We start from the raw sequence: 13363 nt of genomic DNA on the forward strand, positions 1-13363 counted from the left end.
TCCCCCCATGATCAACAACCGGCAGCAGGCGTGTCACCAACCTCCCGGCCGAGTACAGCTAGGCCAGCACCCGCGCCAGCGCGAAACCGTCGTGGCCCTTGCTGCTCACCGTCTGGATCGCTGTGCCGCTCAACCTCGGGTGGCTGCCGATCAGTTCGATGGCGGCCCGGTTGCCCCGCACGTCGGGTGCGTCGCTGTCCGTCTCGACGACCCGGCCGCCGCGCACCACGTTGTCGACGACGATCAGGCTGCCCGTGCTCGTCAGCCGCAGCGCCCACTCGATGTAGTGGGCGTTGTTGGCCTTGTCGGCGTCGATGAAGACCAGGTCGAAGGGGGCCGGGTTCTCGTCGGCCAGCTTCGGCAGTGACTCCAGGGCCGTGCCGACCCGGACCTCGACGATCTTGTCCAGGCCGGCGCGCGCGATGTTGCGGGAGGCGACCTCCGCGTTCCTGGCGCTGTACTCCAGTGAGATCAGGCGGCCGTCGGCGGGCAGCGCGCGGGCCAGCCAGATGGTGCTGTAGCCGCCGAGGGTGCCGATCTCCAGGATGTTCCGGGCGCCCTGGATCTCGGCGAGGAGCTGAAGCAGCTTGCCCTGCGTCGCGGTGACACTGATGCTCGGCAGACCGGCCGCGTCACTGTCGCGCAGGGCCGCCCGGAGGGTCTCGTCCTCGGGTGCGAGGTGGGCGGAGAAGTACTCGTCGACGTCGTGCCAGAGCTGCGACTCGCTCATCGCCTTGCCTTTCGTATGGCTGGTAGCACTGCCAACTATCCGTCCCCCGCCCTCGACCCCGGAGTTCCAGAATGCTGGATTCAGCCGGTCGGCGCAGGTGGCGGGGGCGTCTGAGCGAGACGGGACCGGGTGCGTCGTACGGCGAACATCGTCGTCGCCGCGATCGCCGCGGCCAGTGCTGTGGTCACCGTCAGCAGCCACAGGGGGATGCCGGCCACCGTGCGCAGCCGGTCCTCGTGGATCACCTGCCGGAAGGTGTCGTCGGCCGGTGCCCGGCGCAGCACATGGTCGCCGGAGATGCGGTCGGGGTACGGGAACTCCTGGCCGATCGCCGTCAGGAACGGCGCTCCCGCCGCCAGCTCGGCCAGTGGGCCGGTGCGTGCCGTCACCCGGCCGGCGTAGCCGACCCGGGGGCGTTCGCCGCCGATCCGGGACGCCGGTTCCATCCGGTGCGCGGCGAGCACGTACAGGCCCAGGGACTGCGGGGTGGCGGCCAGCCGTGACAGCCGCATCGGGTAGATCGGGCTGCCGGTGCGGAAGGTCAGGTGCAGCGGGTCCAGGGTTCCGGTGAGGGCCGTTCCGCCGGTCCGCGGGGTCAGTTTCACGGCCACGTACTCCCAGCGGCTCTCGACGTACGGCCGCAGGGCGTCCGCCAGGCGCGGCGGCAGCGCGAAGCCGTTGTCGTCCAGCCAGCCGTCCAGCGCGGCCGGGTCGGTGGCCGTCAGCCGGGCCACCTCGAATGGGCCGAGCCGCTGCCGGCCGACCACGCCCACGGGCGGTCCGGAGCCGGGTGGTGGCGGGGCGCCCGCGACGCCGTCGCCGGCCACCAGGGGCCAGTCGCCGTCCCGCGGCCAGAAGTGGTACCGCGTGCGGTGCACGGGGGCGGTGACGTCGTGCAGTGCGTCGAACAGTTCCGGGTCGCCGAGACGGACCGTCGCCCGCGCGGGCACCGGCATGATCCACGCGACGCGCTCGGCGTCCCCGCCGACGGTCAGGCGCATCACGATCTGCTCCCGCGCCCCGTCCCAGCGGACCACGGACTCCTCCCGGCCGACGGCCACCCGCCGCGCTTCACCGGGCACCATGGCCCCGCAGCCGCACGCCCACGCCGGTGCCACGAGCTGGCCGGGCTGGAGGACGAGCAGGGTCAGCAGGACGGCCACAGCCCGTCTCCGCGCGCCTCGCCGCAGTAGGTCCGCCATCGCGTCCAGCCCCTCCGCCCTCGCCGACGCCAGGGCTTCAGACGCTACGGCGGATGATCCGGTTCCGTGACCGGTGCCGACCGATGTGAGCCACGCCGCGCCCACCGGAGGCGTTCGAATCCCCCTCCGACTATCGTCATTCGGGCAAAAGGAGAGCGGACGTCAGGTGAAGCGGGGGTTGCCTGCGTCTCTTCCCCGGGGTGGTGCGCGCCCCACCGGGGTCGTAGGGATCAGGACGCATGGGACGCGTGGGACGAATCGGGGCGGGAGGCCGACGAGGCGTGGCGAATGCGGATCATGGTGGGCGACCGGAGGCCATCGGGGCGACGGCCGTCGGCGCGGTCCAGGCGCGCGTACGCGTGGCGCGGCTCGGCCTGTGGCTGATCGTCGCGATCCTCGCCGTACGGGAGGTGGCCGTCGTCCTCGGCACGCCGCGCGGGGAGCGGCTGACGGATCTGGAGACCTGGGTCGGGCCGGACGGCGTCCTGCATGTGAAGGGTTCGCTGTACGACTCGACGCAGTTCACCGGTACCCCGTTCGGCGGACTCGTCCTGAAACCGCTCACCCGCGCCGCCGAGCAGGCCCTCGGCTGGGGCTGGACGTTCGGCACCCTGCTGCTGGTCGTCGTCCTCGGTCTGGTCGCCGCCCGCGCCCTGCCGCAGCCGGTCAGCCGGCGCACCTCGCTGCTCGCCGCGCCCGTCGCGATCAGCCTGCTGATGCTGTCGCTGCCGGTGCGCAACACCCTCTACCTCGGCCAGACCAGCATCATGCCGGTCCTGCTCGTCCTGCTCGGCTGCTTCGCCGTGCGCGGCGAACGGGCCAGCGGCGTGCTCATCGGCGTCGCCGCCGCCCTCCAGCCCACTCTGCTGCTGTTCACCCCGCTGCTGTGGTTCACCGGCCGCCGCCGGGCCGCGCTCTCCACGGGCACCACGTTCGCCGCGTGCACGGCGCTCGCCTGGCTGGCGATGCCGCGCGACTCGTACACCTACTGGGTGCACCACATGGCCGGCGTCGGCCTCGGCGGACGCGCCGATGACCTCGGCAATCAGTCCCTGCACGGCGCCCTGCTGCGGCTCGGGCTGACCGGGCCCCTGGAGATCGCCCTCTTCCTGCTGCTCGGCGCGGGCGTCGCCGTCCTCGCGCTGCGCCGGGCCGTGCGCTACGCCCACGACGGGCAGCTTCTGCTCGCCGTCGCCATCACCGGCTGCGCGGCGATCGTCGTGTCACCCACCGCCTGGCAGCACCAGCTGCTGTGGGTGCTCCTTGCGGTCGTCGGCCAGGTCGGCCGGCGGGCCTCCGACCGGTATGTCTGGCCGGTCGCGATCGTGCTGGTGATGACCCTGCCGGCGAAGATGATGGTGCCGGACAAGGTGCTCCTGCACCCGCTGCGCGCCGACCTCGTGCTGCTCGCCGCCGTCGCCACGGCGGCCGTCGTGCCCTTCCTGTCGCGCACCTCGCCGTACTGGCAGACCCCGATCCCCACCCGGTACGCGGACAAGGTCCCCTCCCGCTTCCGGCACATCCCGCTGGTGCCGTTCCTGCGCCGGGTGATCAGCCGCCCCAACCTGCTCTTCGAGCTGCTGCTGATCCGGGTCACCTACTACGTCTACGCCCAGATCCGGCTGGCCGCGGCCGGCGGTTCCAACGCGGCCGGCCGGGTCACCGCCGAGGAGCACGGCGAGGAGATCCACTCCGTCGAACGGGCCCTGGGCATCGACATCGAGCACTGGGCCAACCACGCGGTCGTGCGGGTCGACTGGCTGCGCGGCTTCTTCGACTTCTACTACGAGTCGTTCCACTTCGGTGTGCCGCTGGCGATCCTCGCCGTCCTCTACTGGCGCCGTCCCGTCGACTACCGCTGGGCCCGTACCGCGATCGGCTTCGCCACCGTCTTCGCCCTGATCGGCTTCTGGCTCTACCCGCTCGCGCCGCCGCGCCTGATGCCCGGCCTCGGCTTCATCGACACGGTGCACGGCCCGCAGGACTTCACCCAGCCCGACTACGGCACCCTGACCGAGCTCACCAACCAGTACGCGGCGATGCCGTCGCTGCACTTCGGCTGGTCCCTGTGGTGCGGCCTGGTCGTCCTGATCCTCGCGCCGCGATGGTGGATGAAGGCGCTCGGCCTGCTGCATCCGCTGTTCACGGTCACCGCGATCGTCGTCACCGGCAACCACTGGGTGCTGGACGCGGTCGGCGGCGCGGTCGTGGTGGGTGCCGGCTTCGGGATGACGTACCTGTTCCAGGGCCCGCGCGCCAGGGCGGTGACGGCACGGGCGGAGATGGTCAGCAGCGACTCCCGGGCTCCGGCGAGGGACCGTACTCCGAGCTGATCCGGTACTCGCCGGGCGCGGACACCGTGAGCCGGGTGAACTCGCCCTGCGGCGCCAGGCATCCGCCGCCGTCGGCGCGCAGCCATTTCGAGTGGGCGATGCGCACGGTGGCGCTGCCCGGCCGTGCCATGCGGACGACGACGTCGACGCTGGACGTCGACACCACGGTCGCCGGCTCGCTCACCAGCGGCCGTGCGTCGCGCACCCGGAACACCCGCCAGTGCGCGTCCTGCCACACCGGCTCCAGCCAGTCGGGCCGCTGCTCGCGCACCAGCCGCGCCTCGGCCTCGGCGTACCCGTCGGGCTTGCCGAGCGGCAGCACCACGAACCCGACGGCCCAGCGGTCCAGCCAGGCCCGGTAGGTGGCGGGCGAGAAGGACCCGTCGTAGAACAGCCGGGCCCGTTCCATGTCGAGCTGCCGGTTCCAGCCGCGGGCCATGTTCACGTGCGGGGCGAGTCCGCTGGCCTCGCGGTGGTTGCGGGCCGGGACGACTTCGACGCGGGTGCGGTCGGCGCCGAGGTGGTCCAGGGCGCGGACCACGCCGTGGGTCTCGGCGGCCCAGGCCGGCACGGTGGTGGAGACGTACAGGTCGTCGGCGGTCTTCTTGCCCACCCAGGCGACGGAGAGGACGAGTGCGGTGATCAGCAGCCTTCGGCGCACCTTCGTGAGCTGCGGCTGGGCGAGCAGGACGGCGAGGAGCGCGGCGGGCGCGAACAGTTCGGCGAAGCGCTCGACGTTCGTGCCTATGGGGGAGGCGATGAGATACGTCAGGACGGTCCCGGCGGCGTAGACGGCACCGCTGAAGCGGGCGACGCGCCAGGAGCGCGGGGCGAGGAAGGTGACGGCCAGTCCGAAGAGGAACGGCGGCCATATTCGCCCGGCGAACATCAACTGCTCGCCCTTGAAGGGGAACAGCAGGGTGGTCACGCCGACGGTGAGGGCGGGCGGCAGGAGCAGGGCGAGGGCGCGGGGCCAGTCTCGGGTGAGGAGAAAGGCGGCGCCCACGACGACCAGGAACAGTCCGGCCACGGGGCTGGCCATGGTCGCCAGGGCGGCGTAGGCGGCGGCGAGGACGGTTCGCCGGTCACGGGTGAGCATCAGGCACGCGGCGAGTCCGAAGGCGACGCCGAGGGCGAAGGTGGTGCGGCCGGAGGCCACGTTGCACCACAGGGCGAACGACGCGAGCAGCGCCGGGCCGAGGGGTCTTCGCAGGCCCGCGCGCTCCATGAGCACGGCCGCCAGCCAGGTGGCGGCGAGTCCGGAGACGACGGTGAGCGCCCGCACACCGACGGCGGCCATCAGATACGGGGATATCAGGCTGTAGTTGGCGGTATGGGTGCCGCCGTACCAGAAAAGGTTGTAAGCGGAATCACCGTGCCGGGCCGCGAAGCCGGCCCAGGCGTACTGGGCCGCGAGGTCGCCGCCGCCGGTGGCCAGGAACGCCCACCAGATCGCGTACAGGGGCAGCGCGGGAAGCGTGGCCGACAGCGGCACCCTGTGGCGTTGCCACAGGGTGCGCGGGAGCGACTGCTCGGCGTCGTCGGACGCCGGGGGCGCGGGTCTGGCACGCGTGAGTTCGGCAGGGACCATGTGAGCGAAGACGCGGTTTCGGCTCGGTTCGTTCATTGGCGGGTTCGGCCGTGGGTTACCAGACGCGACAGGCGTGTACACGGATTCTTCATCTGGTGAGACCCGTATCTTCGCCAACTGACGGCATTGACCAGGTATTTGACGATCCGTCAGTCTACTCCGGTGATATGCTCCGAGCACTTGCCAGGCGGGCCACAAGCTCCGGGGCGAAACGTCTCGGCGGTAAGGACGGGCCCCTGCCGGCGAGTCCGTGTGTACTGCCGCCCCCCGGGCCGACCGGGCGGGTTTTCAGCAACGGGGCTTCTGTCGCTCGAAGAGAGTCTTATGACGCAATACGTGATGGATCCGGCGATCTGGGGGCTCGTAGTCGGTGCCCCTGCTGCGGCCACGATCATTGTTCGCCAGCAGAAGGCGATACGAAAGTTACGCAAGCGGAACGATGAGCTCAAGTCTTCGTACGTCGATCTGGAGGGCGGATACGACGAGATCGTCCGGCAGACCGAGGAACGGGCGGGCGAAGAAACCAAAACCGTGCTGAAGTCCGCGATGCGGACACTTCAGGGCCTTGCGGCCGAACAGCAGCTCGTCATCTCCAAGTTGCAGACCAAATACGGAGATTCACCGATTCTCCGGGATCTGCTGGAGATCGACCACATGAACTCGCAGTTCGGCCGGCGGGCGCAGTCCATCGCCGTGCTGTGCCAGGGCTGGCTCGGCCGGCAGCGTGACCCCGCCTCGGTCTACGACGTGATCCGCAGCGCGCAGGGGAGGATCCGCCACTACCAGCGGGTCGAGATCCTCTCGCAGGTGGACTTCGCCGTCACCAGCCGTGCGGTCGAACCGATCGCCCTCGCGGTCGCGGAGCTGCTCGACAACGCCACCAGCTACTCGGCGCCCGAGACCGTGGTCGAGATCAACGTCCGGTCCGTGCCCAAGGGCATCTGCGTCGTGGTCGACGACGCGGGTGTCGGCATGAACGAGGAGGAGAAGGCCAGGGCGGCGGAGCTGCTGTCCGGGGAACGCGCGGCGAGCGTCTCCGACCTGGGCAACCCTCCTCAGTTCGGTTTCGCGGTGATCGGCGCGCTCTGCGAGCGCTACGGCTTCACCGTGTCCGTCGACTCCACCTCCCCCTACGGAGGTGTCCGTGCGGTCGTACTCGTTCCGGAGGAGCTGTTGACCAGCATGCCGGAGCCCAAGATTCCGAACGCGGCTCTCCAAGCCGACGCCCAGGCCGACGAAGCAGGCGCCGAGGCCCCGGGGACGACCGCCGACGGGCTGCCCAAGCGCCGGCGCAAGCAGCGGCCCATGGCCGTCGTCCCGAGCAGTCCGGGCACCTCACGCTCACCAGGTCGCTCCACCGAGGAGACGGCCTCGATCATGAGCGCTTTCCAACGGGGGACCCAGACCGGCCGCGCCGCGCCCCTGGACGCGATGCGCGGGAGCCACGCCGACGGACGCAAGGGACCGGAGACCACCTCGTGAAGAACGACCTGTCTTGGATGCTGGACAGTGCCCTGGAGATCCCCGGGGCGCTGCACGCGGTCCTGGTCTCGGCCGACGGTCTGCTGATGGCCCGCACCAAGGACCTCGGGCGGGACTCGGCGGACACGGTGGCGGCCGCGATGAGCGGTGTGCAGTCGCTCAGCCGGTCCCTGGGCTTCTTCTGCGACGGCGAGCACATGCAGTGGCGCCAGACGCTGGTGGAGTTCGACGGCGGCTGGGTCTTCCTGATCTCCGCAGGCGAGGGTGCCTACCTCGCGGTCTCGGCGGCCCCCGACATCGACATGGCGGACATCACCTTCCGAATGCAGCAACTGGTCGGCCAGTTGGGCAAGGAACTGGCCACATCACCCCGTGAGGACATCGGCCACCGCTCATGACTGACAACACCCCCGAAGAGTCAGAAGCCGCAGAGTTAGTACGGCCCTACGTCATCACTCGCGGCCGCGAGCTGCCCGCCGAGGACAAGTTCTCACTGATCACCCTGGTGACGACGGTCAGCGACGAGCGGCAGCGCCCCACCCGGCTCTCCCCCGAGGAGCAGCACGTCCTGGACATGTGCTCCGGCGGCTACCTCTCGGTCGCCGAGCTCGCCGGGCACACCCAGCTCCCCCTGGGTGTGCTCAAGATCCTCCTCAGCTCGCTGGCAGAGGGGGGATACCTGATCACCCGAGCGCCCGTGCCCCGGGCACGTCTCGTCGACCAACAGCTTCTCCAGGAGGTGCTGGATGGACTCCAAGCGCGTTTTGGATGAGGACGCCTACGTCCGGGGCGGCGCCGCGCAGACGGCGGTGAAGATCCTGGTCGTCGGGCACTTCGCCGTCGGCAAGACCACGTTCATCGGCACCATCTCCGAGATCCCGCCGCTCTCCACCGAGGAGAGCATGACGCGGGTCGCGGAGGCGGTCGACGACCTCAAGGGCGTACGGAGCAAGTCCACCACCACGGTCGCCATGGACTTCGGGCGACTGACGATCAGCGACCACGTGGTCCTCTATCTGTTCGGCACGCCCGGCCAGCAGCGGTTCATCCAGATCTGGGAGGACATGGCGCGCGGCGCCCTGGGCGCCCTGGTCCTGGTGGACCCCGAACGGCTGGCGGACTCCTTCGCCGTGATCGACCTGATCGAGCAGTACGGCCTGTCCTACGCCATCGCCGTCAACCGTTTCGACCACACCCCCGAACGCACCGAAGCGGCCCTGCGGGAAGCGCTCGACCTGCTGCCGGACACCCCCGTCGTCGTCATGGACGCACGTGACGAGAACTCATCGGCGCAGGCGCTGATCACTCTCGTCCGCTACCTACAGGAACGCGCCGCTCTGGAGCACGCATGACCAGCGAAGACATCCCCGTCCCGCCGCCCGGCTGCCCGGCGCACGGCAGCGGCCAACGGATACCCATGTACACGGCGGAGTTCGCCGCCGACCCCCAGGCCTACTTCGACTACATGCGCCACCACGGCCCGACGGCCCCCGTCGAGCTGGCCCCGGGCGTGGAGGCCACCCTCGTCACGGACTACGCGGCGGCACTGGACCTGCTCCAGAACCCGGGCGACTTCCGCAAGGACCCCCGCCGCTGGCGTGACCTCAACGAGGGCCGGATCAGCCCGGACAGCCCCGTCCTGCCCCTGATGGGCCCCCGGCCCACCTGCATGTTCACCGACGGCGCCGAGCACCTGCGGCTGCGCCAGGCCGTCACCGAGAGCTTCGCCCGGGTCGACAGCCACCGGCTGAGCGTGAACGTCGACCGGATCGCGCACTACCTCCTCGCCCAGTTCAGCACCCGCGGCTCCGCCGACCTGATGAACGACTACGCCAAGCAGCTCCCGCTGTTCGTCTTCAACGAACTGTTCGGCTGCCCGGCGGAGATCGGCGACCGGGTCATGTTCGGCGTCTCCGGCATCTTCGACGGCATCAACGCCGAGCGGGCCAACGAGGTGCTCATCGGGGCCGTGGCCGAACTGGTCGCGCTGAAGCGGTCCCGGCCCGGCGACGACGTCACCTCATGGCTGATGCAGCACCCGGCCAAGCTGGACGACACGGAGATGATCCACCAGCTGGTGCTGCTCATCGGCGCCGGCGCGGAGCCGCTGCGCAACCTCATCGCCAACACCGTCCACCTGCTGCTGACCAACGACCGGTACGCACAGAACGGGCTGTTGGAAGAGGCGCTCGACGAAACGCTGTGGCACAACCCGCCCATCTCCAACTACGCGCCCCACTACCCGGCCAGGGACCTGGAGTTCGCCGGACAGAAGTTCAGCGCCGGCGATCTGCTGCTGGTCGGCTTCCAGGCCGCCAACGCCTCCTCGGCGCGCTCCGCGACGGGGCAGTCCAGCAACCGGGCCCACCTCGCCTGGAGCGCCGGACCGCACGCCTGCCCGTCCAAGGAGCCGGCCCGCCTCATCACCCTGGCGGCCATCGAGCACCTCTTCAACGAGCTGCCCGACGTCGAACTCGCGGTCCCGGAGGAGAGCCTGACCTGGCGGCCGGGCCCGTTCAACCGTGCTCTGGCGCAGCTGCCGGCCCGCTTCACGCCGACCACCCCGCGGCGTTCGGTGCAGGCCCAGCCGTCCCAGAGTGCTCAGGAGGCCGCCGCCGAAGCCGACTCCACCAAGGAACGCGGAGGGTTGTGGAGTTCCTTCCTGAAGTGGGTCAGGGCGTAAGCCCTGCTTCCGCTTTAGTGACACAGGTAACAGGCAACTGCCCCTGTCAACTGCATGAACGTTAAAGCGCCAGGGTATGACTGCGCAGGGTATCTGAGTCGTCACATGATGAAGGAGGGGCTGTGGAGTTCATCCCCGCTGCCACTCGTGCCCAGCGCCCCGTCACCCTGTCGTCGCCCACGTTCGTTCAGGAGAAGGACTTCCTCATAGGCCGCATCGGCCTCATAGGCGTCCAAGCGCAATGGCCCAACGGCCGGATACCCGCCTTCACCGGCGGGTATCTTTTTGCCGCCGTCCGGGAGGTCCGGTGAGTACGGCGAGCACGGCGTCGGTCACCGAAGCTCCGGTCACCTACACATACAGCCCCACACTCGCCGATCACGTCGTCGGCCAACTGCTGCGCCTGGGCTCGGTGGTGGGTTCCCCGGCCGCCGAGTCGGCGCTGTACGCGCACATCGTCCTGGAGTCCCTCGGGGACGCGTGCGGCCGCTCGCTGGCGCAGCCGCCCGCCACGCCGAGTTTCATCTCCGACGACCACACACCGGTCGAGTTCTCCCTGGCCTTCCGCCCGGACGCGGCCCCCGGCCTGCGTGTCCTGGTGGAACCCGGCTGCGACGCGGGCGACTTGGCGGCCAACGGCCGCCAAGGGCTCGCCGCCATCCGGGACATGGCCCGCCGCTGGGACTTCTCCACCGCCCAACTCGACCGTCTCGAAGACCTGTTCCTGCCCACGTCCCCCCAAGGCCACCTGGCCCTGTGGTACGCCCTGGAGTTACGCCCCGGTGGCGTCCCCGGCGTGAAGGTCTACCTCAACCCCGCCGCCTCCGGCCCCGAACGGGCCACGGCCACCGTGCGGGAAGCACTGCACCGACTCGGTCACCGGCAGGCCTTCGACACCCTGCCCGACACGACCGGGTATCCCTTCGTCGCCCTGGACCTCGGCACCTGGGACACCCCGCGGGTCAAGGTCTACACCGCGCATCCACGCCTCGCGGCTTCCGAGGCGTACGCGTTGAACCGCTCGCAGCCCGGCCCGGCACGCGAGGACGTGGAGGCCTTCTTCCACCTCGCCGCGGAGGGGCGCACGCCCACCGGGGCGGCGGGCAGGCCGGAGCCACGACTGGACCGGCGGCCCGCGCTGACCTGCCACTCCTTCACCGACACCGCGTCCGGCCGGCCGAGCGGGTTCACCCTGCACATCCCCGTCCGTGACTACGTCAGGGACGACGAGGAGGCGCTCGCCCGCGCCACCGCCGTGCTGACCCACTTCGGCATGGACCCCTCGATGCTGCGCCGTGCCCTCGCCGCCCTCAGCACCCGGCGACTCTCCGACGGCACCGGCCTGATCGCCTACCTGGCCCTGGCGCACGAGCGCGACCGCCGCCCCCGCATCACCGCCTACGTCTCCTCGGAGGCCTACGCGGTGCGTCCCCCCGCGCAGTGATCCGCGCGTCGTAAGAAAGCCCGCGCAACATCAGAAAGAAGGAGCCGTGGAGCCCTACCGGATCAAGGTCGTCGAGCCCATCCCCCTCACCACCCCCCAGCAGCGTGAGGAAGCCCTGCGACGGGTCTCCTACAACCTGTTCGACCTGCGCGCCGACGAAGTGACCATCGACCTGCTGAGCGACTCGGGCACCGGCGCGATCTCCGCCGCCCAGCTCTCCGCCGGTATGAACGGCGACGAGTCCTACGCCGGCTCCCGGTCGTTCTACCGCTGGCGCGAGACGGTCAGTGAACTCACCGGCTATCCGCACCTTCTGCCCGCCCACCAGGGACGCGCGGCCGAGCGCATCCTGTTCACCTCGCTCCTGACCCCCGGCAGCACCGTGGTGTCCAACACCCACTTCGACACCACCCGCGCCAATGTGGAACTCGTCGGCTGCCAGGCCCGGGACATACCCTGCCCCGAGGCCAAGGACCTGGACAGCCCGCACCGCTTCAAGGGCAACATCGACCTGAAGGCGCTGGAGCAGATCCTCCAGAACCAGCAGGAGTCCCCGGTGGCCGCAGTGGTGATGACCATCACCAACAACGGCGGCGGCGGACAGCCCGTCTCCATGGAGAACCTGCACCGCACCGCCGACCTCTGTCGCCGCCACAGCGTCCCCATGATCCTGGACGCCGCCCGGTTCGCCGAGAACGCCTGGCTCGTGACCCGCCACGAACCCGGCTACCAGGACCGCACCCCGCGCCAGGTCGCCGAGGAGGCGTTCCGCCTCGCGGACGGCTGCATCATGAGCGCCAAGAAGGACGGCATCGTCCACATCGGCGGCTTCATCGGTCTGAAGGACCCCGAACTGGCCCAGAAGTGCGAACGCCTCCTGATCGCCACGGAGGGCTTCGCCACCTACGGCGGCCTCGCCGGGCGTGACCTGGACATGATGGCCCAGGGCCTGCTGGAGGTCACCGAGCCCTCCTACCTGGCGGAGCGCGCCGACATCGCCGGCCACCTCGCCCAGCGCATCCGGGATGCGGGCGTCGACATCGTCGAACCGGCCGGTCTGCACGCCCTGTACCTCAACGCCGGACGGCTGCTGCCCCACATCCCGCCCCACCAGTACCCCGGCCACTCACTGGCCTGCCAGCTCTACCTCCGCGGCGGCATCCGCTCCGCGGAGCTGGGCTCCCTCTACCTCGGCGAGGAGGACGAGCACGGCAACCCGATCAAGTCGGCGCCCTACGAACTCGTACGGCTCGCCCTGCCCCGCCGGGTCTACACCCGCAGCCACTACGACCACGTGGCCGCGACGCTGGCCTCCATAGCCAAGGACCCCAGCTCGGTGCACGGCTACCGCATCACCGACCAGTCACCGATCCTCCGCCACTTCAGCATCAAGCTGGCGCCCGCCGGAGTGTGACGGTACGCCGGTGAGTCCCGACCGTGTGGTTCCGCACTCGAACCACACGGTCTTGCCGTTCCGCCGCCCGGCGGTGTCCACACCCCACTTGTCGGCCACGGCGTCCAGCAGCACGAGCCCGCGCCCGTTCTCGGCGTGCAGTCCCAACCCTTTGGCGGGGGCGGGAAGTTGAGGACATCCGTCCGTCACTTCGATCCGCACCCCGTCTCTCTGCCGCAGCACCAGCACCTCGCAGCGCCGGTCCGGAACATGCCGTACGACGTTGGCGACCAGCTCGGTCACGCCCAGCTCCACGGCGTCGGTCAGCTCGCGCATCTCCCACTCGCCGAGCAGCGAGCGCACGATGGCGCGGATGTGCCGCGCGGAGTGGTCACCGGCGGTGAGGCGCAGTCGGTACTGAATGTATCCGTTCACGGTACGAGCGTGACCTCGGGCGACTACTTTGGGCTACCGAACGGATACAACGGGTCCTGAAGTGGGCCGA

The 13363-nt window shown here is 70.3% G+C and carries 13 protein-coding genes; 9 read left to right on the forward strand and 4 right to left on the reverse strand.

Annotated elements, in window-relative coordinates:
• Positions 1–58 precede the first annotated feature (58 nt).
• Together ACFPQ9_RS34835 and ACFPQ9_RS34840 are read right to left on the reverse strand one after the other, a co-directional pair.
• Entirely contained in the window at positions 59–730 is a 672-nt protein-coding gene (locus tag ACFPQ9_RS34835; protein ID WP_380862400.1) for an O-methyltransferase, read from the reverse strand.
• Between the two features lie 80 nt (positions 731–810).
• Positions 811–1893 (reverse strand): DUF2330 domain-containing protein, encoded by a 1083-nt coding sequence (locus ACFPQ9_RS34840; RefSeq protein ID WP_380862402.1) that lies wholly within the window; start codon positions 1891–1893, stop codon positions 811–813.
• Between the two features lie 320 nt (positions 1894–2213).
• Between ACFPQ9_RS34840 and ACFPQ9_RS34845 the strand changes: the two genes are divergently transcribed.
• A complete protein-coding gene (locus tag ACFPQ9_RS34845) occupies positions 2214–4265 on the forward strand; it encodes a bifunctional glycosyltransferase 87/phosphatase PAP2 family protein (RefSeq protein WP_380862404.1) in 2052 nt (683 codons plus the stop codon).
• On the opposite strand, the gene ACFPQ9_RS34850 is transcribed toward ACFPQ9_RS34845, so the two are convergent.
• Positions 4219–5856, reverse strand: coding sequence for a hypothetical protein (locus tag ACFPQ9_RS34850; RefSeq protein WP_380862406.1), 1638 nt, complete (start codon positions 5854–5856; stop codon positions 4219–4221). The two genes, ACFPQ9_RS34845 and ACFPQ9_RS34850, sit on opposite strands and share 47 nt — an antisense overlap.
• A 324-nt stretch (positions 5857–6180) precedes the next feature.
• Here ACFPQ9_RS34850 and ACFPQ9_RS34855 point away from each other — a divergent pair, with 324 nt between their 5' ends.
• From ACFPQ9_RS34855 to ACFPQ9_RS34890, 8 genes are all read left to right on the forward strand, one after another.
• Positions 6181–7338 (forward strand): ATP-binding protein, encoded by a 1158-nt coding sequence (locus tag ACFPQ9_RS34855; RefSeq protein ID WP_380862408.1) that lies wholly within the window; start codon positions 6181–6183, stop codon positions 7336–7338.
• On the forward strand, positions 7335–7736 hold the full coding sequence (locus ACFPQ9_RS34860; RefSeq protein WP_380862410.1) for a roadblock/LC7 domain-containing protein: 402 nt from the start codon (positions 7335–7337) through the stop codon (positions 7734–7736). Before ACFPQ9_RS34855 ends, ACFPQ9_RS34860 begins: the two co-directional genes overlap by 4 nt.
• On the forward strand, positions 7733–8110 hold the full coding sequence (locus ACFPQ9_RS34865; RefSeq protein ID WP_030949424.1) for a DUF742 domain-containing protein: 378 nt from the start codon (positions 7733–7735) through the stop codon (positions 8108–8110). Before ACFPQ9_RS34860 ends, ACFPQ9_RS34865 begins: the two co-directional genes overlap by 4 nt.
• Entirely contained in the window at positions 8085–8690 is a 606-nt protein-coding gene (locus tag ACFPQ9_RS34870) for a GTP-binding protein (protein WP_380862412.1), read from the forward strand. The genes ACFPQ9_RS34865 and ACFPQ9_RS34870 overlap by 26 nt, the downstream gene beginning before the upstream one ends.
• The gene (locus ACFPQ9_RS34875) at positions 8687–10021 is read left to right on the forward strand and encodes a cytochrome P450 (protein WP_380862414.1); all 1335 of its coding nucleotides are present in this window, start codon (positions 8687–8689) and stop codon (positions 10019–10021) included. Before ACFPQ9_RS34870 ends, ACFPQ9_RS34875 begins: the two co-directional genes overlap by 4 nt.
• Before the next feature lie 122 nt (positions 10022–10143).
• Positions 10144–10332, forward strand: coding sequence for a hypothetical protein (locus tag ACFPQ9_RS34880; protein WP_380862416.1), 189 nt, complete (start codon positions 10144–10146; stop codon positions 10330–10332).
• On the forward strand, positions 10329–11465 hold the full coding sequence (locus tag ACFPQ9_RS34885) for a tryptophan dimethylallyltransferase family protein (protein WP_380862418.1): 1137 nt from the start codon (positions 10329–10331) through the stop codon (positions 11463–11465). Before ACFPQ9_RS34880 ends, ACFPQ9_RS34885 begins: the two co-directional genes overlap by 4 nt.
• A 46-nt stretch (positions 11466–11511) precedes the next feature.
• Complete coding sequence (locus ACFPQ9_RS34890) at positions 11512–12879, forward strand: tryptophanase (RefSeq protein ID WP_380862420.1); 1368 nt, start codon at positions 11512–11514, stop codon at positions 12877–12879.
• On the opposite strand, the gene ACFPQ9_RS34895 is transcribed toward ACFPQ9_RS34890, so the two are convergent.
• Complete coding sequence (locus ACFPQ9_RS34895) at positions 12829–13293, reverse strand: ATP-binding protein (protein WP_380862422.1); 465 nt, start codon at positions 13291–13293, stop codon at positions 12829–12831. The genes ACFPQ9_RS34890 and ACFPQ9_RS34895 overlap by 51 nt on opposite strands.
• Positions 13294–13363 lie beyond the last annotated feature (70 nt).

The sequence above is a fragment of the Streptomyces coerulescens genome, from assembly GCF_042657965.1.
Taxonomy (GTDB): domain Bacteria; phylum Actinomycetota; class Actinomycetes; order Streptomycetales; family Streptomycetaceae; genus Streptomyces; species Streptomyces coerulescens.